We start from the raw sequence: 25,555 nt of genomic DNA, 5'->3' as shown, positions 1-25,555 counted from the left end.
ATCACTGAATGGATTTACTCTTACCTGTTCTACTGGCCTTCTACGTCGCCTGCAATTTGGGTGCGAATGATGTGGCCAATTCCATGGGAACATCCGTCGGATCGAAAGCCATTACCCTCACCCAGGCCGCCATTATTGCTGGCATCCTAGAATTTACGGGCGCGGTTTGGTTTGGGGGTCGAGTTTCCGAAACCTTGGCCACTGACTTAATTCATCTAGAAGAATTTGCCCCCGATCTCCAACTTCTATTTCTGGGGATGGTTTCCGTACTGCTGGCCTGTGGACTCTGGTTACAAATTGCCACCAGTTTCGGCCTCCCCGTGGCCTCCTCTCATGCTATTGTCGGGGCGATCGCCGGATTTAGTGGGGTGGCGATCGGCACAGAAGCCATTGATTGGTCTACCCTGGGGCGTATTTCCCTGGTTTGGGTGATTACCCCAGTTGTGAGTGGAAGCCTGGCCATGGTCTTTTATAATCGCCTCAAAGCCTGGGTTTTAGACCATCCCCAAGCTCAGTTCAGGCTGCAAGAATGGATTCCCTGGATCTGTACCGGTTTATTCAGTATTTTTGGGGCGATCGTTTTGCCCACCCTCTTTTCCAGTGTCTCCATTCCCCAGATTCCCAACCATACCGCCATGATAGGCACAGCCGCCCTAGGGACGGTAGCCCTAACAGCCCTCACTTGGCATCGCCTCCAGCCAGAGCGACCCCTAGAAGCCGTTTTTGCCCAATTTCAGGTGATCAGCGCCTGTTTTGTCGCCTTTGCCCATGGCTCCAATGATGTGGGCAATGCGATCGCCCCCTTAGCCGTAATTAGCCAAATTCGCCAAAGTGAGATTCTAATTCCCGGAGACTTTCACGTACCCCTCTGGAGTTTAATGGTGGGAGCGATCGGGATCGTCTTCGGACTCGCCATTTGGGGAAAAAACGTAATTTCTACCGTCGGCGAAAACATTACCTCCCTCAAACCCAGTGGGGGATTTTGTGCCGAAGTGGCCACAGCCACCACCATTTTACTCGCCTCTCGGTTGGGCTTTCCCGTCTCCACCTCCCATGCTCTCGTCGGTGCGGTCGTCGGGATCGGACTGGTGCAGCGATCGCCCTCTTCCCCCCTAAAATTCAACACCCTCAAAGAAATTGCCTTAGTTTGGGCGATCACCCTCCCCCTGACTGCTAGTATAAGTGCTACTATCTTGGCAATAGTTCGCCTGTTTTCGGCATAAACCCCCCACAGAGTCACTCCTCTGTGGGCTAGACACTCCTAGGTGCAGTGACGGCTGTCCTCCTTGCTGGTTCTTCTATTAAGATTGTTAAATTCCTAGCAAAAATCCTCCGTTCTCTCCCTTGGATCGGTATGCTTAAAGCAACAAAGGCCTTATTACTTCTGGAAAGGGCTTGCGCCCCCTACCCGTCGTCTTTCAAGTGAATATCAAATGGACAATACGGACTTAGATAACTCTAAGGCAAGAAGTGCCGAAGAGACTTTAAGGAAAGTCAATCAAGACCTGGAAAGGCTACAAGAGGAGCTGGCCCATCAACTGAGTCAGGATGGACAGCCCCTCGGCGATCGAGGAGCTAGACTTCTGGAGGAAATTAGAACTCTGGAGGGTTTGGCCCATCGCTTGCGATCGCAAATTGAGAGCAAACACCTTGAGCAGATCCCAAAGGTTCCTGGGCCTTCTGCACAGGAAGAAACGGTTAATCCCCCTCCAGAGATGACTCCGAAACCCAAGCCACAGACGAAAGATGGTCAAGTGGTAGCCGGTTTACTCTTAGCCTTCTTATCCGCTTGTGTGCTTTCTTTATTCAACGTCACCCTGAAAATTTTATTAAAGCTTTCCCCCGAACCTCGACTGGTGTTAGGGGTGTTTCCAGTAGATGGGTTGATTACTCCAGGGTTAGGCAATTCCTTGCTCATCCTGTTTTTACGCATGATTGTGATCATGTTGGTCTTCCCTATCTTGGCCACAGTTCTCTATCCTTCGGTTTGGTCAGACATCAAGCGCTTTATCGAGTCCAATGATTATGACCACATGCTGAAGGTGGTGGGCAGTGGGTTCTTTCTCTTTTTGTCCCAAGTCTGTATTTATATTGCCATTGGTAATATTCCCACAGGGATTGCGATCACCATTTTCTTTATCTATCCGATTGTCACCGTATTTGCTTCATGGGCCCTATTTGGCGATCGCCCCAACCTAGCTCGTATTATTGCCATGGCCGTTATCCTGGCTGGAGGGATCATGGCCCTGCCCCAAGGGGGGATCGAGGGCAATACCCAACTCGGTATCGCGGCTGCCGTTGGTGCTGGGGTCACCTTCGCCGGTTACGTGCTTTTAGTGGGTATGGGAACCAAGAAATTACACCCCATTCCCTTTTCTCTCGTCTCCTTTGCAGCCATTTTTGTCTTTTCTGGAATTTCCCTCCTGTTTCCCTTACCAGAAGGCTTGGGCGTAGTTATTGAACCGAATACTCAAATGGGTCTGCTGATTGGCGGGACGATTTTGGGCCTTCTCACCCTGGGTAGCTATTTACTCAATAACTTTGCTATTCGCTTTGCAGGGCCCGCTTTAGCCTCTATCGTGGGAGCTAGTGGCCCCGCACTGACCGCTCTGTTTAGCCTATTTTTGATTGCTGAGGCCCTCAGAACTCAGCAATGGATAGGTTTAGGATTGGTGAGTTTAGGGGTGTTGGGCATGAGCTTAGAACGCATGTTAGCCCCCAAAAAAGCCTAAAATGACCCCATGCAGGAGAATTTACGGATGGGAGAAGCAGTGAAATTGTGGATTGCTCACCCCCACCTCTCCCATCTTATGTGCATAATGATAATTATTAATTGGATCGACGAAAGGTGCAGAGGTCTCCATGAGTCTTGAAAATGACCAAAAACAATGTTTAGAAAAGCTCGTTTGGGCGATCGATCGGTTAGGAGTTAAGGTTGAGCCAAGTAAGCTTTCCGATATTGCTAACCTGATTGTGCAAACCATGACGGGGCCTTGGCGGTATTTCCATACGCCAGAGCATATTTTTGAAGTTGGGGGAAATGAAGATGCGATCGAAGTTTTGGCCGCCCTATTTCATGATGTGGTTTATGTTCAAGTTGATAAAAGTGTAAATTTTAACTTAAGTTATTATATTAGCCCCTTTATTCGTCAGGTAGGGGAAGATCTGCTCATCCTAGACCGGGATAAGTTGCCTAAAGATGGCATGTTTGAAATGGTCTTGGATTTGTTTGACTTCCAGGCAGGACAAAAACTAGCCCCCATGACGGGACAAAATGAATTCCTCAGCGCCTTAGTTGCCGCTAAAGTCTATGAAGATTTCCTGAGTCCGGGTCTAATTCTGCAAATTATTGCTTGTATTGAAGCCACGATTCCCTTTCGCTCGAAAACTCCAGAAGGGTTAAGTAGTAGCGAAGTATTATACAAAAGATTAGGGGAAGTTAACGAAAAATATCAAGCCGGACTCACGGACGCAGAAAGGGCCGAAACTGTGTATCGCTCGGTACGGATGTCCAACCGTGATGTAGGTAGCTTTGCTTATGAAAGTGCAGCTCGATTTTTAGATGGAACCTGGAATTTATTGCCAGAAACCAACCATCATCTGAAAAACTCGAATTCCTATACGGTGAGCCAATACCGGACGGCATTACAGAAAATGGAAGGGTTCATGAATTTCTTGAAACCGGAAATTATTTTCCATAATTTTCGCAATGTGCCTGAACCTCAAGACTATCAGCTTTTGATCGATCGCTCCCAACGAAACATGGATGTCGGTCGCCTCTACTTAGGCACAAAGCTGCTCTCCATCGCTTTCCTAGAAGCCCTATCCTTACAATTCGGTAAAAATATCCCCATTTCCACCATGATGGGCGAAATGCGTACCGAAGGCAGCGTCGGAGTCGTCTTAGAAGAACTACTTCCCCCCGTAGCTAACCCCCATCAACCGGGAAATGGGCTAGAAAAAGAAGTTCTCACCCTCCTCGAAAAAGGACGGATAAAAGATTCCTCCTATGACCTGAAAAATTCCCCCCTAAGCACCTTTATGGTGAAATCCATGGGATTCGATCAGATTCGGGAACTCACCGTTCAAGCCAAAGCCTTTTTCAAAGGAGAACTCAAAGCCTCTGACTTTTTAGCTCTGTTTCCCTCAGATGTGCTGCAAATTGTGATTGAAAAACTTCTAGAGTTGTTTGAAGCGCGGAAAACTGCCTTGAGAGCAGCCCTTCCAGAAGCAGAAGTGCTATCGGTTAGCTAAATACTCGAACAGGGAGAGAACAGTAAATCTACTCTCCCTTATTTTTGGCGAGTCTCTAGCCGTTGCTGCGATCGCCTCCAGGAAAAATGCCGAACTCACGTTAAAATAAACCAGAATTACATCAGGTCAGGTGAGAGCATGGCACTAATTATCACGGGTAAGAAGCTCATTCGAGACTTAGAGAACGCAGGCACACTGGGCATGTATGTGCCCCTAGAAGGAGGAGAAGAGGGACGCTATATCCGGCGCGTCCGAGCAGCCGGTTATACTGCCCTGTCCCTGGACGCACGAGGTTTAGGAGATTTATCTGCTTATTTAACAGGAGTACACGGGGTTCGCCCTGCCCATTTGGGTAAAAAGAGCAGTGGTAAAAAAGCGGCTGTTGGTGATGTCTATTTTATCCCACCGATTATTCAAACCCAAGTGGCTCAACTCCCTCCCAAGTCCAAAGGGTTATTGTTATGGATTCTTGAAGGCCATATTCTATCCTCAGAAGAACTCGGTTATCTAGCAGAGTTACCCAGTTTAGAGCCTAAAGTGAAAGTGATTGTGGAATTAGGGGGCGATCGCGATGTTCGTTGGCTCCCCCTGAAACAAGCCATATCAGGTTCCTAGCAATACCTGCTCATAACCCTATATCAAGGAGATCGCATCGATGGCAGAAGAGATTCTCAGAAACCGCGACTATACTCTGATTATCGACAAAAGTAATAGTATGTCGCTACAAGATCAGCCGGAAGGTAAAAGTCGGTGGCAAGCGGCTCAAGAGTCTACATTTAAGGTAGCCCAATTCTGTGAAAAACTCGATCCAGATGGGATTACGGTTTATTTGTTTGCCGCTAACTTCCGCCGCTATGATAATGTCACGGCTAGTAAGGTCGAGCAAATCTTCCAGGAAAATACGCCCTCTGGAATCACTAAGTTCGATCAAGTGCTTGAACATGCCCTGAATAATTATTTTGAGCGCAAAAGTGCCGGTCAAGCCAAAGAAAACGGGGAAACCTTTTTGGTGATTACAGATGGTATTGAAGGGGAGGAAGAAAAGAAAGGGGCGATCGCCTTAATTCGAGATGCATCGACTAAAATCGATCGCGATGAAGAGTTGGCGATTTCCTTTATTCAAGTGGGTAAAGATCCCAAAGTGACGGAGTTTCTCAAGGCTTTAGATGACCGCATGGTTGAAGTCGGTGCGAAATTCGACATTGTGGATACTGTTATCATGGAGGAAATGGAGTCCATGACCCTGACGGATGTGTTGATGAACGCTATTTATGATTAGGGTCAAGGGGAAAGTTTAATTTCCTAGAGTATTGGGGAGGTTTGGCAAACCATGGGTTCTATTGATGATTTCTTGAATGACTTGAAGGCTCAACATCAGCAGAAACAGTCCGGAGAGCGCCAACCTCCCCCTGCCGATCCCTCCCCTAAGCAGAGTCAAGAGGATGAGCCGATGGATGATGTGCTGGCAGATATTAAGTCTCAGTTTGTACGTGGGAATGATACAGAGGGAGAGGAGGTTGGGTTAGATGAGCTTCGTCAACGGTATCAGCAAGAAAAAAACGCGCCTTCTGTAAAGTCTGAGGCTTCAGAATCAGATTTAGACCAGATTCGACAACGTTACAAGCCAGAAAAAAACGCGCCTTCTGCGGAGTCTGAGGCTTCAGAAGCAGATTTAGACCAGATTCGACAACGTTACAAGCCAGAAAAAAACGCGCCTTCTGCGGAGTCTGAGGCTTCAGAAGCAGATTTAGACCAGATTCGACAACGTTACGAGGCGCAAAAAAAACAGGTTTCTGCACCGTCGAGTGGTGTAGAACCGGATTTAGAGCAAGTGCGCTTAAAGGCGATGCAAATGCGATCGCAACGGGAAGCGGCAAAAGCGTCTGCGGCTCAGACGGATGATGTCCTCGACAATATGCGCGATCGCTACATCCAAAATCGTGCCATTGAGCGCCAAAAACGAGAAGCCGCAGAGCGGGAGGAAAAACTCCGCCGTCAACAACGAAAAGCCCTCACACCCCGCGCCAGGGAATGGTTAGCTCGGCTCGACCCCTATTCGGATGAGGGGTTCTGGTTTGAGAGTTTTGCCCAAGGATATGGCGATCGCCTGGAAGCTGCCCTAGATTATTTACAAGCCCTGGAAAACACATCTCGGTAGGGATGGGGAGGATCTCCGATTAGCCATTACTAATTACTTGTAATATATTGTATTACTGGTATAATACAAATAATCTCACCTTAACTCTAGATCTCAATGAGCTGAAATTGGAATCTAGAGTTAAACAAATTAGCTCACACGATTTATGGACTCTTGCCTCTTGCCTCTTGCCTCCCCCCTATTGCCTATTGCCTATTGCCTATTGCCTCCCCCTCACCGACAACCTTAACTTTTTACCAAGGCCTATTCCCTATTCCCTATTCCCCATTCTATTGTGACTGTAAACCTCCCCATTTTGGCCACAAGGCCTTATCTTAAAAGGGTGACTCAACTGTACCCTGCCCTAAACTCAATCCGGGATCATCGCTGGTTCAAGCTTATCTGCGGGGCCAGTTATCAACATATCCCTGCCATTCGGAATCTGACGTTGGCTTATACCCTAGCGGGAGCCGACTGCATTGATGTGGCGGCCGATCCGGCTGTTATTGCTGTAGCGCAAGAGGCTATCTCTGCCGCTCGCGCTCTCAAAACCAAAACCTGGCAACGTCAACTCGGTCAACCCGGTAAAGACCACGATCCCCTAATCATGGCCAGCCTGAACGACGGAGAAGATCCCCATTTTCGTAAAGCCGAATTTGACCCCTCTGATTGTCCATCAGACTGTCCTCGGCCCTGCGAACGGGTTTGCCCTGCCCAAGCCATTCAACTGGCGATTCATCCAGAGGTCGGTGTAATTGACCAACGCTGCTATGGTTGTGGCCGGTGTGTACCCGTTTGTCCCCACAACCGGATTGTGACTCGCTCCTACATTTCCACGCCTCAAACCCTTGTGCCTCAACTGATTGAACAAGGCATTGATGCGCTAGAAATTCATACCCAGACCTCCCATTATACAGACTTCAAACGTCTTTGGCAAGCGATTCAACCCCACGCGGCATCCCTGCGGTTAATCGCCATTAGCTGTCCAGACGGCGATCGCCTCATCGACTATCTTTGGTCTCTCTATGAACTCGTTCAACCCCTGTCCTGCCCTGTAATCTGGCAACTCGATGGTCGTCCCATGAGTGGGGACATCAGCTCCGCAACCACCCACCGCACCATCAAACTCGCCCAAAAAGTCATCGACTCCGGCTTTCCAGGAGCCTTACAACTAGCAGGTGGAACGAACGACTATACGGTTCCCAAGCTCAGAAGCTTAGGACTCTTGGGAACCCTAGAGACAAACAAGCTTGGATCGAACTCATACCCAGGGAACGATCCAAAATCTCCCATTATAGGTGTTGCCTATGGTAGCTATGCTCGCGTCCTACTCTCGCCCATTTTGGAACCCTTGGAACCATCCGAAAGCCCAACGGATCAATCCTCCCAGGGATTGGCCTATCCCCATCTAGAAGACCATCCTGACCTTCTGTGGGCAGGAGTTGAGTTAGCCCATACCCTAGTCTCCCAACTCAAACCCCTGCCCTCGTAAGCCAATCCTATCCCTTATCAAATCCTGATTTTATGAACGCTTTTGAACTGCCTCGGATGCCGGAATCCGCAAACCCTCAAATCGCCAAACAACCCTCAAAGGATATGGCCGACGACTTAAAACAATTGCTCGATATTTTACCGGTAACCATTCGCCAAACCTTAGAAGCCCATGAAAACTGCGCCCAACTGATTGAAATTGTCCTAGATTTAGGTCGGCTCCCCGAAGCTCGCTTTCCCAAAAAAGCCGAGTATGTTACTGATACCCCCGTCAGTCGCGAAGAGATTCAATACTGTTTAGATCGCGTCGGTCACTTTGGCGGCGATAACCGGGCGGGAATCGAACAAACTTTACATCGGATCAGTGCCATTCGCAATCGTACCGGGGACATTATTGGCTTAACCTTGCGGGTGGGTCGAGCCGTATTTGGTACGATTGGCATGATTCGGGATTTAGTCGAGCGCGGGCAATCTATTCTCATGCTCGGTCGTCCTGGTGTCGGTAAAACGACAGCTTTGCGCGAAATTGCCAGGGTATTGGCGGATGAACTGGATAAGCGCGTGGTCATCATTGACACTTCTAATGAAATTGCGGGTGATGGCGATATTCCCCATCCGGCGATCGGTCGCGCTCGACGGATGCAAGTGGCCCGTCCTGAACTTCAGCATCAAGTGATGATTGAAGCTGTGGAAAACCACATGCCCGAAGTGATTGTCATTGATGAAATTGGCACAGAACTCGAAGCCTTAGCCGCTCGCACCATTGCCGAACGGGGTGTAATGCTCGTGGGAACTGCTCACGGGAATCAACTAGAAAACCTGATTAAAAACCCCACCCTTTCCGATTTAGTCGGCGGCATTCAGGCCGTTACCCTAGGGGATGATGAAGCTCGGCGACGGGGATCGCAAAAAACCGTTTTAGAGCGCAAATCTCCGCCTACCTTCGAGATCGCCATTGAAATGCAAGAGCGTCAACGGTGGATTGTCCACGAACAGGTGGATGAGATGATTGATGGACTCTTGCGGGGAAGACAACCCACACCCGAAGTGCGGACTGTCAATGAGCAAGGCGAGGTCGTCATTACCCATGAAACTACCACTGACAATGGGTTAGCCATTCAACGGCCCACCGGTCGCCGTTCTGGGCATAATGGCAAGTCTAATCCTCTTACTCCCATCCCCCTATCCAGTCATGGGGCAGGAGAAAGTCAGGGTTGGTCAAAGGCCCAGGGAGTGAAGGGTTGGCGCAGTCAGGGTCATATGTTCCCGGTGTCCGACCCTAAGTATGCGGCTTTTCCGCAAGCGGTGTCCCCTGAGCAAGAATCTTTTCATCAAATGCTGGAAGATTCTTTCAGTCGTGCTGGAGGACAAGAGCGACCCGCAGGGCCCAATGGAGAGGATTGGCCGTTGCACATTTATCCCTATGGCATTAGTCGCCATCAATTGGAGCAGGTGATTCGCACGTTAAATATACCCGTATTGCTCACTAAGGATATTGATGGTGCGGATGCAGTGTTGGCGCTGCGATCGCATCTGAAAAACCAAGGTAAACTCAAACAAATGGCCCGGTCTCGCCATCTCCCTGTCCATACGCTCAAGTCCAACACGGTTCCCCAGATGATTCGTACCCTGCAACGCCTGCTGGATTTGGATACTGCTCAGGTCAATCAGGCCGTAGATCTCAATCTATTTGCCCGCAGTGGTGCAGAAGATGAGTTAGAAGCTCTCGAAGAAGCTCGCTTGGCTGTAGAGCAGATTGTGATTCCCAAGGGGCAACCGGTGGAACTGTTGCCCCGCTCTGGAAAAGTCCGCAAGATGCAACATGAGCTAGTGGAGCATTATCGGCTCAAATCCGATAGTTTCGGTGAAGAACCCAATCGCCGTCTGCGGATTTATCCGGCTTGAGGCTTGATTGCTCAAAACCGGGTACACAAGTAGGGGCGAAGAAATTTTTGCCCTTACTTGACCCAACTAGCTAACTTATGATAGATTAGTAAATCGGTAGGTGATTAACCTACTTCCCATCAGTTTCACCTGGAGAGGTGGCCGAGTGGTTGAAGGCGCAGCACTGGAAATGCTGTTTAGTGGTAACGCTAACGAGGGTTCGAATCCCTCTCTCTCCGTATCTATGACCCTAATCTAGGCTATAGGGTTGAGGGTTGCCAGAATAGAGACCGATGATTATACCCTAAAGGTAGAGATTTGAGTTTGGCTTCTGATTCCTCACCCCGTCCTGGATATACCTTACCCGTGTTTGCGGCTGCTTCAGCAGTGGCGGCCCTGAAGTGTTTGCATGGAGAACAAGAGATAGAGCAGGTCTCTCTAGATTTAATCGATCCGGCCCAAACTGTCCAGGTGGCGATCGCCGAAGTCTCTAGAATTCGCCCTGGAATGGCCTTGGGGATTAGCCATAGCGATCCGGGTGATAATCTAGATTTAACCCGCTATACTCCGGTTTGGGCCTTGGTGGAAACTGTCCCCAGAACAGACTCAGAGGATCAAATCGAGATTGTAGGCGGCGAAGGCATTGGCAAACAGGTCGAAAATGAAGGAAAAGCCGCTATTTATCGCTACGCTCGGCAATTACTCCATCACAATCTACACCCGCAATTATCCCCGGATCAACCAATTCGGGTTACCTTAGTGCTTCCGGAAGGGCGAACTTTAGCCAAACGGACTTCTCTAGAAGCGTTTGGTGTGGTGGAAGGGTTATCGTTGTTGGGAACCACGGGAATTTCCCAACCCTTAAGTTCTCCGGAACAGTTGAGCCAATTTCGACAAATTTTACAGGAAAAAGCGCAGCACTGCGATCGCCTGTTCTTCTGCTTAGGTGAAAATGGGTTAGCCTTGGCCAAACAAAAGGGAATCGATCCCCAACAGATCGTCAAAACCGCCAATTGGCTCGGCCCCATGTTAGCGGAAGCAGGAGCGCAACAGATAAAGAAGATTGTTTTATGGGGCTATCATGGCAAACTGATTAAATTAGCGGGAGGAATTTTCCATACCCACCACGATCTAGCTGATGGCCGCTTAGAAATTTTAACGGCCTATGCGATGAAAGTGGGGCTGCCAGGGGAAAAGTTAACCCAGTTATTCAGCTCTAAAACGGTACAAGAGGGGTTAGAACAACTGCGTCAGTGGGAACAAGAGTCAGGAGAACCCTGGGTTGAGCGAGTTTATGGGGAAATCGTGACGCAAATCGATCGCCGATCTCAAGCCTATATCCTCAAGCAAACTCAGCAACTGGTGCAAGTGCGTTCGGTTCTGTTCGATCGCGATCGGCAAATTATTCTCCAAAGTGCAAAAATATAACCATCACCCGCTCGATCTTGTGATACGCTAAAAGGATCAATTCTTAGTTTACCCCCTACGACAAGCAGGCGCTTGCCTTCAGTTCGCACTACGAACGGCTAAAAGTCTTTGATTCCTCCTATTGACCGCATCGACCAATTCTTATGACTGTGCCAACCCAAACCTCTCTTCCAACATCTCCCATTCGGGGTCTGGATCGCCAAATGATCGTGATCCTCGATTTTGGTTCCCAATACTCCGAACTGATTGCCCGTCGAATTCGGGAAACCCAAGTTTACTCAGAAGTTCTATCCTATCGAACCAGTGTAGAACAAATAGAAAAAATCAATCCCAAAGGAATTATTCTCTCCGGTGGCCCTAACTCAGTTTACGATCCCAGAGCGCCCCAGTGCGATCCGCAAATTTTCCACATGGGTATCCCCATTCTGGGAGTTTGCTATGGGATGCAACTGATGGTGCAACAATTAGGCGGTAAGGTGGAAAAAGCCGAACGGGGAGAGTATGGAAAAGCGGCCCTGTTTATTGACGATCCCACAGATTTACTCACCAATGTAGATAATGGTAATACCATGTGGATGAGTCATGGTGATTCCTGTTTGGAGCTACCGGAAGGCTTTGAAATTCTCGCCCATACCAATAATACGCGCTGCGGGGCGATCGCCAATCACGAACGGAAACTCTATGGCGTGCAGTTTCATCCGGAAGTGGTTCACTCCATTGGCGGTATCGCCCTGATTCGCAACTTTGTCTATCATATCTGTGATGCCGAACCCACTTGGACAACGGAAGCCTTTGTAGAAGAATCGATTCGGGAAATTCGCGCTAAAGTGGGACAACAACGGGTATTACTGGCCCTCTCTGGAGGCGTGGATTCCTCTACCCTAGCCTTTTTACTCCATAAGGCGATCGGGGATCAACTCACCTGCATGTTCATCGACCAAGGATTCATGCGAAAAGGGGAACCCGAATCCTTGCTCAAACTCTTTGAGGGGCAGTTCCATATTAATGTGGAATATATCGAAGCCCGCGATCGCTTCCTCAAAGCCATTGAAGGCGTAACCGATCCCGAAGTCAAGCGCAAACGCATCGGCCATGAATTTATCCGCGTCTTTGAAGAAGAATCCAAACGCCTCGGCCCCTTTGATTATCTGGCCCAAGGAACCCTCTACCCCGATGTGATTGAATCGGCCGACACCAACGTAGACCCCAAAACCGGCGAACGGGTGGCCGTGAAAATCAAAAGCCATCACAACGTGGGAGGATTACCCAAAGACCTGCAATTTAAGCTCATTGAACCCCTGCGAAAACTCTTCAAAGATGAAGTCCGAAAACTCGGACGCTCCATCGGTCTGCCCGAAGAAATTGTTCAACGTCATCCCTTCCCCGGCCCCGGTTTAGCCATTCGCATTTTAGGGGAAGTCACCTCTGAGAAACTCAATATTCTCCGAGATGCCGATTTCATTGTCCGCGATGAAATTCGCAACCGAGGCATTTACCATGATTTTTGGCAAGCCTTTGCCGTTCTTTTACCCATTCGTAGTGTCGGAGTCATGGGAGATCAACGCACCTATGCTCATCCCGTAGTCTTGCGCTTTATTAGCAGTGAAGATGGCATGACAGCCGACTGGTCTAGAGTTTCCTACGATTTGTTAGAAGCCATTTCTAACCGCATTGTCAATGAAGTCAAAGGGGTTAATCGGGTAGTATATGACATTACCTCTAAACCCCCCGGAACCATTGAATGGGAATAAGATAGCCAACCCTCGTAGTAGACTGTCTCAGCGAATACTGCAATATAGTGGATTCATATCAAGTCCAGGTATCAATCAAACTATTGGGCAAGGTGGGCAGGGTCTATAGTCGATTCGCTTAACCGTGAGACATAATTGTAGGGGCGTTTCATGTCGCGTTGGCGTAGCCTGCGCGGAGCGCATAGCGAAACGGCCGTTCGCCCCTACATGGGCCTTTTTCATATTAGCTTCTTGTAATATCAAATCCGAATAATCAGTTACAGTATGTCATTGCGTTTACGAAGTATGCGCGAAGCGCGAATGGAGCGCCAGCGGAACGAAGTAATCTCGATCATCTCGGTAATCTTGGCGTTTCCGCTTCGCGGACATGAAAGCGAAGCTTGCGCGTTTCCGCTTCGCGGACATGAAAAGCGAAGCTTGCGTGTTTCCGCTTCGCGGACATGAAAAGCGAAGCTTGCGTGAAACGCGAAGCGCGAATGCTTCCCTCCGGTCGCAATGACAAGTGTTTAAACGGATTTGATATAACTATACTAATGCTCACTGCTATACCCCAACTGTTGGGCAACCACAGAAACAAAAGCTGCTGTAGATTCATAGGGTAAAACATTTCGCCCTGGGATTTTCTTTCCTTCTCCATTGGGCAGATGGGCAAGGTATTTCGTCAACCATTGATCGGCCTTTTCTTGCTTCCCTTCTTTGCTAATGCTCGACGCTTTTTCTCCCACACAAACTAACGTCGGTTGAGTCATTTTTTCAATCTGTTCTTGATAGTCTCTGCGCCAAAATCCAGCCAGAAAGGAAAAGACCGCATGACGACTAGCCGGGTTTTCAGCACCAACTTTCAGGGTGTCTAACCATTCATCATCAACGTCATGGGGTTCGCCAAAAAGGTTGCGTATGGAAAAAGATTGTAAAAATTGACGACGACGAGCATACCGATAAAAGGCATTACCTAGGGGGGAGTCAAACCCATTCCAGAGGAAAATGTTTTGCCAATCAGGAACGGTTTGCGTCATAATCGGCCAAGCGGGTGGCCCGGATAGGACGAGAGATTGAAGAAATGAGTCACTATTTTGACGTTGGCTTAAGGCAATCGCCACCGGAAATAAAGCGCCCTGAACCACCAAAATCACCGGTTTTTGAATCACCGTCTCGATAAAATAATGGAGTTGATCCGCCCAATCTTCGGGAGTATAGGCAACTCGTGGCATATCGCTTTCACCACATCCGAGTAAATCGGGATTATAGATGGGTTGGTGATAGCCTTGGGTGCGCCATTCAGTAATAAAGCGATCCCAGAACCTCCGAGATAATCCCACACCAATCGGATGGAGCAGGAGTAGAGGGGTTGCTTGGGGATCGGACTCTGGTGGGGAACTGACTTCATAGGCACAGCGATAGGTTTTCCAGGTATAGTATTGGGTGGCTGAAATGCTGTCGTGTTTGATCATTGGCTTGTTCCTCTGTTTCCTCAAAAATAATCATAGACTTCTTGCACAAATCAGACAATAGCTACTCTAGCAATAGGCAAAAGAATACCAGCTTAGAGTATCCTTGAATTCGAGGAATTGTATGAGTTATCATTTAAGGGTAATTTAGAATATTTTTCTTAAGAGCGCAAAGCGCTGTAACACCATGCTCACCACTCACCCTCGCTTTCAAACCTTTGAAGACTACCTAAACTACGACGATAACTCAGAAAAACTCTATGAACTATTCAACGGTGAACTAATAGAAATGCCTCCTGAATCCGGTCTAAATTTTCAAATTGCCAATCGCCTTTTTTTCGCCTTTGCCTCCATCCTAGGAACTGACCAAGTTCGAGGAAATGGCTTAGAACTCGAAGTCAGAGGCGAACCCAAAAACCGCTACCCCGACCTCACTATTATTCGCCAAGAACACATTGAACAACTCTCGAAACGAAATACCCTACGACTTTCCATGTCTCCCCCCCTGTTAGTCATCGAAGTTGTCAGTCCTGGAGAAATTCAAAGAGAACGAGACTACATTGCTAAACGAACTCAATATCAAGACTGTGGCATTCCCGAATACTGGATTGTTGACCCCCAAACCGAAACCATTCTCATTTTAGAATTAATCAACAATACTTACACGGAAGTCGGAACATTTCGCCAAAACGATTTACTCCCCTCTGCCAACTTCCCCGAACTCAACCTAACCGTTAGTCAAATCCTCAATCCTACCCCATAGTGGACTGTTTAAGATGATTTCAGGCGATCGCCGTCGGCGAACTTGGGGTTTGATTGTGCGCTATGGTATAGTGGCGATCGCCATTACAACCACCGGAACTGTTTCCGCTCATACTGTTTAGTCTCGGTATCCTCCAATTCTGGCATCGAGTTCAACAGATTGAACGCTCAACTTCTCCCTAGATTGATACAATACAGGTACTGCTTAAATCAAACCTGATAAGGGATAATGACTCAATCCCCACTTTGTAAATATCTCTCTCAATGGGCGAAACTCGAACCCCAACGGTGTCGCCAACGCAACAGCCGCAGTTTTGAAGTCATTTACCAAGGAGATTGGTACTCAGTTGCCGATTATCCCGGTAGTCATGGCATGATCATTGCGGCGGTTCTAGATAGTTGTCAACAGCGACAAATTTCTTGTTCCTTTGAATATGTGCCCCAACCTGTAGATATACCGGATCAATTGCAAATCTCCTGTCAACCCGACCAGGTTTTGCAACATGAAGATCATTATCTAGTTACTCAGATTCCGGCCTTTTTCCTGGAACAGTATTTACTTGCCTTGGAAAAAAATCAGACGGTTGCCCAATGTTCATAAGCTACGCCAGAAACCCGGTTTTTTCAAAAAACCGGGTTTCTTGACCTCTTGAGAGAATTTAAGTTTTCACTAAACTAGCGGGCAAGCGCTTTAAGGTTAGGCGCTCATTTTCTTCATCCACAAAGATTGTATCGCCTTCGCTAAATTCACCTCGGAGAATTCCTTTAGCAATGGTAGTTTCTAGTTCCCGTTGAATGGCTCGTTTTAAGGGCCGTGCCCCATAAACCGGATCGTAACCCACGGCAGCGAGGAAATCTAGGGCCGCATCGGATAACTTGAGGGCGATTTTGCGATCGGCTAACCGTCCTTCTAAGTGGACCGTTTGCAGTTGCACAATTTCCCGCAGTTGCTCTTGTTTTAGAGAGTGGAAAATAATCGTTTCGTCAATGCGGTTGAGGAATTCTGGGCGGAATGTGGAGCGCAAAGTATCCATAACTCGCTTTTGCATTTCCTCGTAATTCTCGTCATTGCCGGCCAAGTCCAAGATGTATTGGGAACCGATATTCGAGGTCATAATAATAATCGTATTTTTGAAATCTACGGTATGACCTTGGGAGTCGGTAACCCTGCCATCATCGAGGATTTGCAGCATGATGTTGAAGACATCCACATGGGCTTTTTCAATCTCATCAAACAAAATGACGGAGTAAGGACGGCGGCGAATAGCTTCCGTTAATTGTCCCCCTTCATCATAGCCAACATAACCGGGAGGCGCACCAATTAAGCGGGAAACCGCATGTTTTTCCATATATTCAGACATATCAATCCGCACGAGGGCTTCTTCGGTGTCAAATAGGTAGGCGGCGAGGGCTTTAGCAAGTTCTGTTTTTCCGACTCCAGTGGGGCCGAGAAAGATGAAACTGGCGACGGGTCGATTGGGGTCAGAAAGTCCGGCGCGAGAGCGTTGAATGGCATCAGAAACGGCGGTTACGGCTTCATTTTGGCCGATGACGCGCTGGTGTAATTCGTCCTCTAAATGGAGAAGTTTTTGCATTTCTGACTCGACCAGTTTACTGATGGGGATGCCTGTCCATTTAGAGATGATTTCGGCAATGTCGGATTCGGTGACTTCTTCGCGCAATAAGGATTTCCCGGTGGTTTGGGATTCAGAAAGATGGGTTTCTGCTTTGGCCAGTTTCTTTTGCAAGGTGCTTAATTTGCGATATTTCAATTCGGCTGCCCGGTTGAGATCGTAGTTGCGTTCGGCTTGCTGAATTTCAATATTAACGCGATCGATTTCTTCTTTAATGTCTTGAAGCTCGTCGATCATGTCTTTTTCTAATTGCCATTGGGAATTGAGTGCATGTTGCTGTTCTTTGAGGTTGGCAAGGTCTTTTTCTAAGCGCTCTAGTCGTTCTGAAGAAAGGGGATCGTTTTCTTTTTTTAAGGAAAGACGCTCCATTTCCAGTTGCAAAATTTTGCGGTCAATTTCGTCGAGTTCTTCGGGTTTGGAGGTGATTTCCATCTTTAAGCGTGCGGCCGCTTCATCGACTAAATCGATCGCCTTATCGGGAAGGAAGCGATCGCTAATATACCGAGTCGATAAGGTAGCGGCTGCAACCAGGGCACTATCGGAAATCTTCACCCCATGATGGACTTCATAACGTTCTTTGAGTCCCCGTAAAATCGATACCGTATCCTCAACGCTGGGTTGATCCACATACACCTGTTGAAAGCGGCGCTCTAGGGCGGCATCCTTTTCAATATACTTGCGGTATTCATCCAGGGTTGTTGCCCCAATACAGCGCAATTCTCCCCGCGCTAACATGGGTTTGAGCAGGTTACCGGCATCCATGGCTCCTTGGGTTGCCCCTGCACCGACGACGGTATGAATTTCATCAATGAAGAGAATAATATGACCTTGAGAGTCCGTAACTTCTTTGAGGACAGCTTTGAGGCGCTCCTCAAATTCGCCGCGATATTTAGCTCCGGCAATCAGTGCGCCCAAGTCCAGAGCAATGAGAGCGCGGTCTTTCAGGGACTGGGGCACATCTCCAGCAATGATGCGTTGTGCCAACCCTTCGGCGATCGCCGTTTTTCCCACTCCCGGTTCCCCAATTAACACCGGGTTATTTTTGGTGCGTCTAGAGAGAATCTGAATCGTGCGGCGAATCTCATCATCCCGGCCAATTACCGGGTCTAGTTTGCCCTGACGCGCCGCCTCGGTCAAGTCTCGCCCATATTTTTCTAGAGCTTCATATTTACCTTCAGGGTTTTGATCGGTCACTTTATGGGTTCCTCGAATGTCGCGAATGGTTTGCTGGAGTTTGGCTTCATCCAGTTTAAAATCTTTGCACAAGCTTTTGCCAAAGCGGTCATCCTGGAGGAACGCGAGTAAGAGGTGTTCGATGGAAATGTAACTATCCTCATACTGATTCTGATAGGTTTGGGCGCGATCGAGCAAGGTATCTAAGGAACGACCGAGATAAATCGATCCACCCGCTCCCTGGACTTTGGCTTGTTTTTGCAGAAAGGCTTCCGTTTTGTCCCGAAAGGCGGGTAAATTCACCTGGGTTTTGGATAAAATATTGGTGGCTAATCCATCCTGTTCCAGGAGCGCTTTCATAAGGTGTTCGCTTTCGAGTTGCTGGTGCTGATAGCTTTTGGCAATATCGGGAGTTTGGGCGATCGCCTGCCACGCTTTTTCTGTAAATTGATTAGGATTATTCGGTTGCATAGTCTTTTCCCATACTTAGGTTAACGCTTTGCAACCATTGTAGAAAAGACGGAAGGGGCGAGAGATTCGGGATTTACGGCTTTGGGGATAGGTATTTCCCACCCCTGTTGCCACAGGACAATAAGTTGAGTCAATGTAGTAGGGGAATGGGGGGAGTAAACAACAGACTCAATAAGGGCGAGTGAGGTATTCTAGCGATCTATAAAAACCGCCATTAATGTACCTCATAAAGCGCGGAAATTGCTGTATTTACAAAAATACTATTACACTCCTTAAATTATTGTCGATAAAGCTTAGTAAAACATCAAAAAAAACTTGACACAAGGGACAAATATCCTTAAAGTAGATGGATTAACAAAATCGATTCTACTATCACAAAACCTTTTTTATGGATTAAACCCATGCTAACCACCCACCCTCGCTTTCAAACATTTGAAGACTACCTAAAGTACAACGACAACTCCGAAAAACTCTATGAACTCTTCAACGGTGAACTTATAGAAATGCCTCCCGAATCCGGTCTGAATTTTCAAATTGCAAACCGCATTTTTTTCGCCTTTGCCTCAATTTTAGGAACTGACCAAGTTCGAGGAAATGGCTTAGAACTCGAAGTCAGAGGCGAACCCAAAAACCGCTACCCTGACCTCACCATTATTCGCCAAGAACACATCGAACAACTCTCACAACGAAATACCCTGCGCCTTTCCATGTCTCCCCCCATATTAGTCATCGAAGTCGTCAGTCCTGGAGAAATTCAAAGAGAACGAGACTACATCGCCAAACGCACTCAATATCAAGACTGTGGCATTCCCGAATACTGGATCGTTGACCCCCAAACCCAAACCATTTTAATCTTAGAATTAACTAACCAAACCTATACAGAAATTGGCACATTTAGGAATAATGACTTCCTTCCCTCTCCCAACTTCCCCCAATTCAATCTAACCGTCAATCAAATCCTCAATCCCACCCCGTAGTGCCTTAACAAAGCTTCAGAGGATCTTGCTAGATCTTGTTCTGTCTTTGAGCGCTAAAGTTTTCCCGTAACAATCCAACGGCGCACCACTAATCCCAAGGATATACTGACGATGAGAATAAACCAAAACGCCAGTATGGAAGAGGAGCTAATTCCACTATTGAGGTTCATACCAAACACACAGCTTGTAGCGGTCAAGGGGAAGAAAATGGCCACTAAAATATTGAGACGGTTGCTCATTCTAACCGATTCTAGACTGATTTTGGTTTGTTGTTCGGCCCGTTGGGCAATGCGATAGTCTAGGGCATTTTTCATATTATCGTGGAGCAGATTGAGCGATCGCTCAATTTCATAAGCCGAATCCCGTAAATCAATAATATCCCGGTCATCTGGAATCCCTTCTCTTGCTGATTGTAAAGCAAAGTGTAAATTCTGAGTCGCCAGTCGCAGAGGAGCCAAATCTTCTAATAATTGAAAATAATCTTCAGCCTGTTGCGCTTTTTCATATTCAGCACTGAGTTGATTCACTTCTTCATCATAGGCTTGTAGATGTTTTCTGAGGGGTTGTAAACCCATTCCCCCATGACTCGATTGCCATTTTTCTTGAGGATCGCGCCAAAAGAAAACCCCTTGACGCTCTTTTTCATTCGGTTTAGGCACATGATGGAGAATTAAGAGCAGATGACCTTCCGCAATCATCGCCCGTTGTTTTCCCACACTTTTTTGCCCTAAGCGATTTTGAATGACTTCAGGAATTTTCCAAGAACCCGGTAATTTCATCTTTTAATCGTCCTTATTGTCTCAAATAATGACCCGCATCATCCCATTGTATAACCTAAAGTGCGATCTGTACTTGGGCAAAAGCAGATAGGCTCTTCTTCATCTGTGCAAAAATGTTATCATGGGCCAATCATCCATACTCTATCACCCATCACTATGATTGCAGCTAATGACAATTCTCCCCATTTCACTCCTAAAGAGTATTTTGCTTGGGAGGAACAGCAACTAGAAAAATATGAATATATAGAGGGTCATGTGTATGCCATGGGCGGCGGTAGCGTCAATCATGGGCGCATTGCTATCCGGTTAACAGCTCTGTTTGAGGCTCATTTAGAGGGGAGTGGCTGCATTCCCGGTAACTCTGATATTAAAATTAATATGCTTGAAACCGAGAATTATACTTATCCGGATGCTAGTGTTACCTGCGACGATCGCGACAAAAATACCCCCAACTTTTTTACCTATCCCTGCTTAATTGTGGAAGTTTTATCCAAAAGTACGGAAGCCTACGATCGCGGCGGCAAGTTTAGGATGTATCGCCAAAATCCCGCTTTAATCGACTATTTGCTGGTTAGCTCGACTCAGATCGCCATGGATTTGTATCATAAGAATGATGCTGGAGAATGGATCATCCTTAACTATCAGGAAGGGGACACTATAGAACTCAAAAGTGTTAACCTCAGTTTCCCCATTGAACAGGTTTATCGAGGTCTAAATTTAATGCCTGAAGGTTGAGCATGACCGCCTATATTTTTATCCTCTGCTGTTCGAGATTTGCTCTAAGGTGTTATCCTCGCTTTATAAATCAAGACTCAACAATTGACAAATGCCAATCCACCGGAAACAATGAGAAATTGATCTCTGGTAACTGATATAGCGCTACGCGCTTAGATTTAATATAAAAGGTTACGGCCGAAAAGCCCTTACCAACCTCAAGTTGTCCTAACTTGAATGCGTAGCGCTATAACAGGTATGGCAGAGTAAAAGAAACTTAGAACAGCTCTCCATCCGAGCCACCTATTCCTCATTCCCAATTCCCTAATGCCTAGCTGTAACCCATGACCTATTCTGAAAGCTTTGCCCAACCTTCTCTTCTCGACCTCGCTAAGGAAGGTCATCCCCAGGCAATCACCTATTGGATGAATAGCTTACTTGCACCTCAAGGGGTTTCAGTGCAGGTGAACCAATCCCCCGATCGCTGGCTCAATGTTCAGGTCAATTTTCACCACCCCAAACGCAAGGATCAGTGCTTGAATCTCCAGCAGCGTTTGGTGCGCTTTGTCTGCTATCGCCTGTGGACGCTCAACTCAGCCGCCATTTACCAGGTAAGGATTATTGCTAGGCAAGCAGGCGATCGCCGCATTCTCTGGAAGCAAGCAGTACGAATTAGCACTCCAGCTACTCAACAACAGAGTATCCTGGCTCTCCCTGCAAGTGCCACATCTCCCTCGCCTTTCCAATTCCGGCTGATGCGGACGTTATTCATCAGTCGGTTGACTGCTGTTAGTTTTATTCTCTCCTGTTGGTGGTTTTACGCACAACTGATCAATGCCCATTGGATTCATCAAAACCGATTAGCCACCTCTACCCCCGTTCCCCTCGATCCCCCACCGACCATTACTCCCACTCCCGAAGCCTCACCCACTCCCGTTGCCTTACCGCCCAAACTCGAACCCTCTTTCAAGCTTGTGGATGTTCCCGAACAATTTCGCGGCAAAGTAATTAATAAAGCCGAGGCTTTAGCCATGCCTAAAGTTGTGGCGTTAACCTTTGATGATGGCCCTTGGCCCAACACCACAGAACAAGTTTTAGATATTCTCAAAGAACATGAGATTAAAGCCACCTTTTTCTTCGTGGGACAGCATCTGAAACAGTATCCCAAAATTGCCAAAAAAGTCGCGGATGCGGGTCATGCTCTGGGCAATCATACCCAACATCACTATACCCATACTGTTGACTCCCAAACCGCCGCCCAGGAAATTGAGTCCACCAGCAAACTGATTTTTGATACCACAGGAATCAAAACCAAGCTGTTTCGACCTCCAGGAGGTAAGTTAGAGAGCGGTTTAGCTGATTATGCCGAGTCTCAAGGCTATGGGATTATGATGTGGTCTTCTGACTCAGAGGACTATTATGTGTCTACTCCGGTGTTAATTGATAACGTCTTAAAGAGTGTCACCCCTGGTGGGATTGTACTCTTTCATGATGGGGGAGGCGATCGCCGCAACACCGTCGAAGCCCTACCCCAAATTATCACCACCCTCAAAGCACAAGGCTATCGGTTCGTCACCGTTCCCGAACTCTTAGAAATTGAAGCCAAACAAACCCCATTAAATGAAACAGAAGAACAAGTATAGCCAACCTAAATGAGTTATGTAATAGCTGCCCCTCATCCCCCAGCCCCCTTCGGCTACGCTCAGGGCAAGCCTTCTCCCGCAGGCGCTGTCCTGAGCGAAGTCGAAGGGAGAAGGGGAGTAGAAGTCCCTCTCCCGTGGGAGAGGGATTAGGGAGAGGGCATTTCCTGTTGCACAACTCAATTTAGACTAGCTATACAGCACTTCGCGCTGTTATGGTGTACCGTCTTAAAGGCTCAAAGCCATGTACCACAACCCTATTCCCTATTCCCTATTCCCTATTCCCGATTCCCTATTCCCTAGCGCAAAGCGCTGTATAGTGCTATTCCCCATTTCCTCACCCAATTTTTAATCTAAACTTAGTTTTAATTTAACCATAAAATATTCAAGATTTAATCTTGGCAGGTAACAAAATTTAGTAGGATGCGGGCAGTTTTGTCCGAGGAATCCATAATGGCCATAGAATTAAAGTTGATTGGCAGATACTCATCGGGAGTAACCGACGAAAGCGCTGCGGAAATTGTCGCCCACGATCCGGGAACTCAACGCCTGTTTGTGGTGAATGCTAATAGTGCAGCCGTTGACGTTCTCAATATCAGCAATCCCACTAACCCAACTCTAATTTCAACCATAAACATTGACCCCTCTATAGGTGCTGGAATCAATAGCGTCGCGGTGGCCAATGGGGTGGTCGCAGTTGCGGTAGAAAATGCCGATCCAGTAACCCCAGGGGCGGTTGCTTTTTTTGACCCTGATGGCACTCTGCAAAGCTCTGTCGGCGTTGGGGTATTGCCGGATATGGTCACGTTTACTCCAGACGGCCAGAAGGTGTTAGTGGCCAATGAGGGGGAGCCGGGGGCTACAGATCCAGAAGGTTCTATTAGTATTATCGATATCTCTGGGGGAGTGGCAAGCGCAACGGTACAAACCGCAGACTTTACTGCCTTCAATGGTCAGGAAGACCAACTGCGAACGGCAGGGGTGCGAATATTCCCCAATAAAACCGTTGCTGAAGATATGGAGCCGGAATATATTGCGGTTTCGCCCGATGGCAGTACGGCTTTTGTGACGCTCCAGGAAAATAATGCGATCGCCAAAGTGAATATCGCCACGGCTACCGTCGAAAGTATCATCCCCTTGGGTTTGAAAGATCACAGTCTTCCAGGCAATCGTTTGGATGCGAGCGATCGCGACAATGGGATTAATCTGCAAAACTGGCCGGTGTTTGGCATGTATATGCCCGATTCCATCGCCTCTTTTGAAGCCAACGGTCAAACCTACTACGTTACCGCGAATGAAGGAGATGCTCGCGACGAGGATCAAAGGATTGCCGACTTAACCTTAGATGCCACAGCATTTCCCAATGCCGCCGACCTTCAGGAAGACGAACAACTGGGACGCTTGCAAGTTTCCAATATTGACGGCGATACCGATGGTGATGGGGACTACGATCGCCTGTTGGCTTATGGGGCGCGATCGTTCTCCATTTTGAACCAATCTGGCACTATCGTTTACGACAGTGGCGATGACTTCGGGCGCATTACCTCCGAGCAGGTTCCCGCCCGTTTTAACTCTGGAACCGAGCTAGAGAACGGTAATGTGGTGACGGAGCGTGACGCTCGCAGTGACAATAAAGGTGCAGAACCAGAGGCGATCGCCACCGGTGTCGTCAATGGCAGAAGTTATGCTTTTATTGGCTTAGAGCGTATCGGCGGGATTATGGTCTATGATGTAAGTAATCCAACATCGCCCAGTTTCGTCCAATACGTGCAGCCCAACGGCATAGATATTGCTCCCGAAGGATTAGAATTTATCCCTGCCGCCAATAGCCCGAACGATAAGCCCTTACTGGCAGTAGGTAATGAATTTAGCGGCACGACAACTCTGTATGAAATTGCTCCACCTCCAGCCCCTGCTCCACCTCCAGCTCCTACTCCCGGCCCGGTTGTAGATCCAGTTGCCCCACCCAGCACATCGAGTCCCACACCCAGTCCCACACCCAGTCCCACACCAACCCCATCCGTTAATATTGTCGTGGAAGTTGCTGGACAATTTCAAGGCACTATCGGTAATGATATTTTCTCCGGTACAGCCTCCAGTGATGCCATTTTTGGCTTAGATGGCGACGACCAAATCAATGCGGGTGCAGGGGATGATAACTCCAATGGGAATCGGGGCGATGATACGATCAATGGCGGCGCAGGCAATGATACCTGTAATGGCGGTCAAGGCAGTGACCAAGTGAACTGTGGTGATGGCAACGATCGCGCAGGTGGCGATCGGGGCAATGATATCGTCAATGGAGATGCCGGTCAAGACCAACTCACGGGAGGTGAAGCCGATGACACCCTCGATGGCGGTGCGGATAATGATGGCATCTTCGGCGGTCAAGGCAATGACCTGATCAACGGTGGTGCTGGCGATGATGTCATCAGTGGCGACTTCGGTACAGATACCCTTATCGGTGGTGCAGGTAACGATGTCTTTGTCCTCCGCACCAGCACCGCAGCAGCAACCGCAGCCGCAGCCGATGTGATTCTCGACTATCGTCAAGGCGATACCATTGGTCTAACCGGTGGCATTACCCCCAATGACCTCACCTTGACGGTAGAAAATGGCAACACCATCATCCAAGTCACCACCAATGGCGTAACCTCTATTTTGGGTGTCGTCAATGGGGTATCTCCAGCACAGTTGACCTTCGGCAGTGCCAATATTCAGGTCAACACAACTGGCAATGTCTCCGTTACCAGTAGCGTCTTTGTTGGGGGCAGCATTTCCGGTCAAGCGTTGGCCGTTGGTGCAACTGCATTCGCCAGTGTTGACTTTACGAACTCGTTGACCTTGGTCTAGCGCGTTGCGCTCTGGATAGGGAGATGGGGGAACGCGGATTATACCCCTCTTCTGTCACTTTCTAAAAAAAGGGCTTCAAACCCTGATTCTTTCGTTAGTGATAAAACTCCGTTTTCGGCTGTCGCCGACATGAAACGCTTCGCGAGCGCGGGCTGTAAC

19 protein-coding genes and 1 tRNA gene are annotated in these 25,555 nt (G+C 48.0%); 17 read left to right on the top strand and 3 right to left on the bottom strand.

The annotated features are described in order from the left end of the window. The first annotated feature begins 8 nt into the window (after positions 1-8). The 11 genes from PMG25_RS22780 (at position 9) to guaA (ending at position 12,945) form a co-directional block, all read left to right on the top strand. A complete protein-coding gene (locus tag PMG25_RS22780) occupies positions 9-1,223 on the top strand; it encodes an inorganic phosphate transporter (protein WP_283769197.1) in 1,215 nt (404 codons plus the stop codon). 210 nt (positions 1,224-1,433) lie between these two features. Continuing rightward, positions 1,434-2,732 carry an EamA family transporter gene (locus PMG25_RS22775; protein WP_283769196.1) on the top strand — a complete coding sequence of 433 codons (1,299 nt, stop codon included), beginning with the start codon at positions 1,434-1,436 and terminating at the stop codon, positions 2,730-2,732. Between the two features lie 130 nt (positions 2,733-2,862). Next, entirely contained in the window at positions 2,863-4,254 is a 1,392-nt protein-coding gene (locus PMG25_RS22770) for a hypothetical protein (RefSeq protein ID WP_283769195.1), read from the top strand. Between the two features lie 138 nt (positions 4,255-4,392). After that, positions 4,393-4,869 carry an NAD(P)H-quinone oxidoreductase subunit N gene (gene ndhN, locus PMG25_RS22765; protein WP_283769194.1) on the top strand — a complete coding sequence of 159 codons (477 nt, stop codon included), beginning with the start codon at positions 4,393-4,395 and terminating at the stop codon, positions 4,867-4,869. A gap of 40 nt (positions 4,870-4,909) precedes the next feature. Then, a complete protein-coding gene (locus PMG25_RS22760; RefSeq protein WP_283769193.1) occupies positions 4,910-5,533 on the top strand; it encodes a VWA domain-containing protein in 624 nt (207 codons plus the stop codon). Positions 5,534-5,584: 51 nt separating this feature from the next. Then, a complete protein-coding gene (locus PMG25_RS22755) occupies positions 5,585-6,412 on the top strand; it encodes a salt stress protein, Slr1339 family (RefSeq protein ID WP_283769192.1) in 828 nt (275 codons plus the stop codon). A 322-nt stretch (positions 6,413-6,734) separates the two neighbouring features. Further along, complete coding sequence (ldpA, locus tag PMG25_RS22750) at positions 6,735-7,883, top strand: circadian clock protein LdpA (protein WP_283769191.1); 1,149 nt, start codon at positions 6,735-6,737, stop codon at positions 7,881-7,883. Positions 7,884-7,939: 56 nt separating this feature from the next. Beyond that, positions 7,940-9,787: a R3H domain-containing nucleic acid-binding protein gene (locus tag PMG25_RS22745; protein ID WP_347178924.1), complete on the top strand. Its 1,848-nt coding sequence runs from the start codon at positions 7,940-7,942 to the stop codon at positions 9,785-9,787. A 131-nt stretch (positions 9,788-9,918) separates the two neighbouring features. Next, positions 9,919-10,005 (top strand) — tRNA-Ser (locus tag PMG25_RS22740). An 85-nt stretch (positions 10,006-10,090) separates the two neighbouring features. Continuing rightward, entirely contained in the window at positions 10,091-11,194 is a 1,104-nt protein-coding gene (cbiD, locus tag PMG25_RS22735) for a cobalt-precorrin-5B (C(1))-methyltransferase CbiD (protein ID WP_283769189.1), read from the top strand. Positions 11,195-11,337: 143 nt separating this feature from the next. Next, on the top strand, positions 11,338-12,945 hold the full coding sequence (guaA, locus tag PMG25_RS22730) for a glutamine-hydrolyzing GMP synthase (protein WP_283769188.1): 1,608 nt from the start codon (positions 11,338-11,340) through the stop codon (positions 12,943-12,945). A gap of 530 nt (positions 12,946-13,475) precedes the next feature. Here guaA and PMG25_RS22725 read toward each other — a convergent pair. Next, positions 13,476-14,396: an alpha/beta fold hydrolase gene (locus PMG25_RS22725; protein WP_283769187.1), complete on the bottom strand. Its 921-nt coding sequence runs from the start codon at positions 14,394-14,396 to the stop codon at positions 13,476-13,478. 184 nt (positions 14,397-14,580) lie between these two features. Here PMG25_RS22725 and PMG25_RS22720 point away from each other — a divergent pair, with 184 nt between their 5' ends. Then, positions 14,581-15,156: a Uma2 family endonuclease gene (locus PMG25_RS22720; RefSeq protein ID WP_283769186.1), complete on the top strand. Its 576-nt coding sequence runs from the start codon at positions 14,581-14,583 to the stop codon at positions 15,154-15,156. 228 nt (positions 15,157-15,384) lie between these two features. Further along, the gene (locus PMG25_RS22715) at positions 15,385-15,756 is read left to right on the top strand and encodes a hypothetical protein (protein WP_283769185.1); all 372 of its coding nucleotides are present in this window, start codon (positions 15,385-15,387) and stop codon (positions 15,754-15,756) included. 58 nt (positions 15,757-15,814) lie between these two features. Here PMG25_RS22715 and clpB read toward each other — a convergent pair whose 3' ends face one another. Next, positions 15,815-18,433: an ATP-dependent chaperone ClpB gene (clpB, locus tag PMG25_RS22710; protein WP_283769184.1), complete on the bottom strand. Its 2,619-nt coding sequence runs from the start codon at positions 18,431-18,433 to the stop codon at positions 15,815-15,817. Between the two features lie 401 nt (positions 18,434-18,834). Between clpB and PMG25_RS22705 the strand changes: the two genes are divergently transcribed. Next, on the top strand, positions 18,835-19,410 hold the full coding sequence (locus PMG25_RS22705) for a Uma2 family endonuclease (protein WP_283755053.1): 576 nt from the start codon (positions 18,835-18,837) through the stop codon (positions 19,408-19,410). A 53-nt stretch (positions 19,411-19,463) separates the two neighbouring features. Here PMG25_RS22705 and PMG25_RS22700 read toward each other — a convergent pair whose 3' ends face one another. Further along, complete coding sequence (locus PMG25_RS22700) at positions 19,464-20,189, bottom strand: CorA family divalent cation transporter (protein ID WP_283769183.1); 726 nt, start codon at positions 20,187-20,189, stop codon at positions 19,464-19,466. A 156-nt stretch (positions 20,190-20,345) separates the two neighbouring features. On the opposite strand from PMG25_RS22700, the gene PMG25_RS22695 reads away from it, so the two are divergent. From PMG25_RS22695 to PMG25_RS22685, 3 genes are all read left to right on the top strand, one after another. Further along, positions 20,346-20,924: a Uma2 family endonuclease gene (locus PMG25_RS22695; protein WP_283769182.1), complete on the top strand. Its 579-nt coding sequence runs from the start codon at positions 20,346-20,348 to the stop codon at positions 20,922-20,924. Between the two features lie 323 nt (positions 20,925-21,247). Further along, the gene (locus PMG25_RS22690; RefSeq protein WP_283769181.1) at positions 21,248-22,546 is read left to right on the top strand and encodes a polysaccharide deacetylase family protein; all 1,299 of its coding nucleotides are present in this window, start codon (positions 21,248-21,250) and stop codon (positions 22,544-22,546) included. Positions 22,547-22,996: 450 nt separating this feature from the next. After that, positions 22,997-25,396, top strand: coding sequence for a choice-of-anchor I family protein (locus PMG25_RS22685; protein WP_283769180.1), 2,400 nt, complete (start codon positions 22,997-22,999; stop codon positions 25,394-25,396). Positions 25,397-25,555 lie beyond the last annotated feature (159 nt).

Origin of the sequence: Roseofilum capinflatum BLCC-M114 (assembly GCF_030068505.1) — a bacterium.
GTDB classification, from domain to species: Bacteria; Cyanobacteriota; Cyanobacteriia; order Cyanobacteriales; family Desertifilaceae; genus Roseofilum; species Roseofilum capinflatum.
The sequence above is the reverse complement of the archived record's forward strand: the minus strand, read 5'-3'. Positions and strand labels throughout refer to the sequence as shown.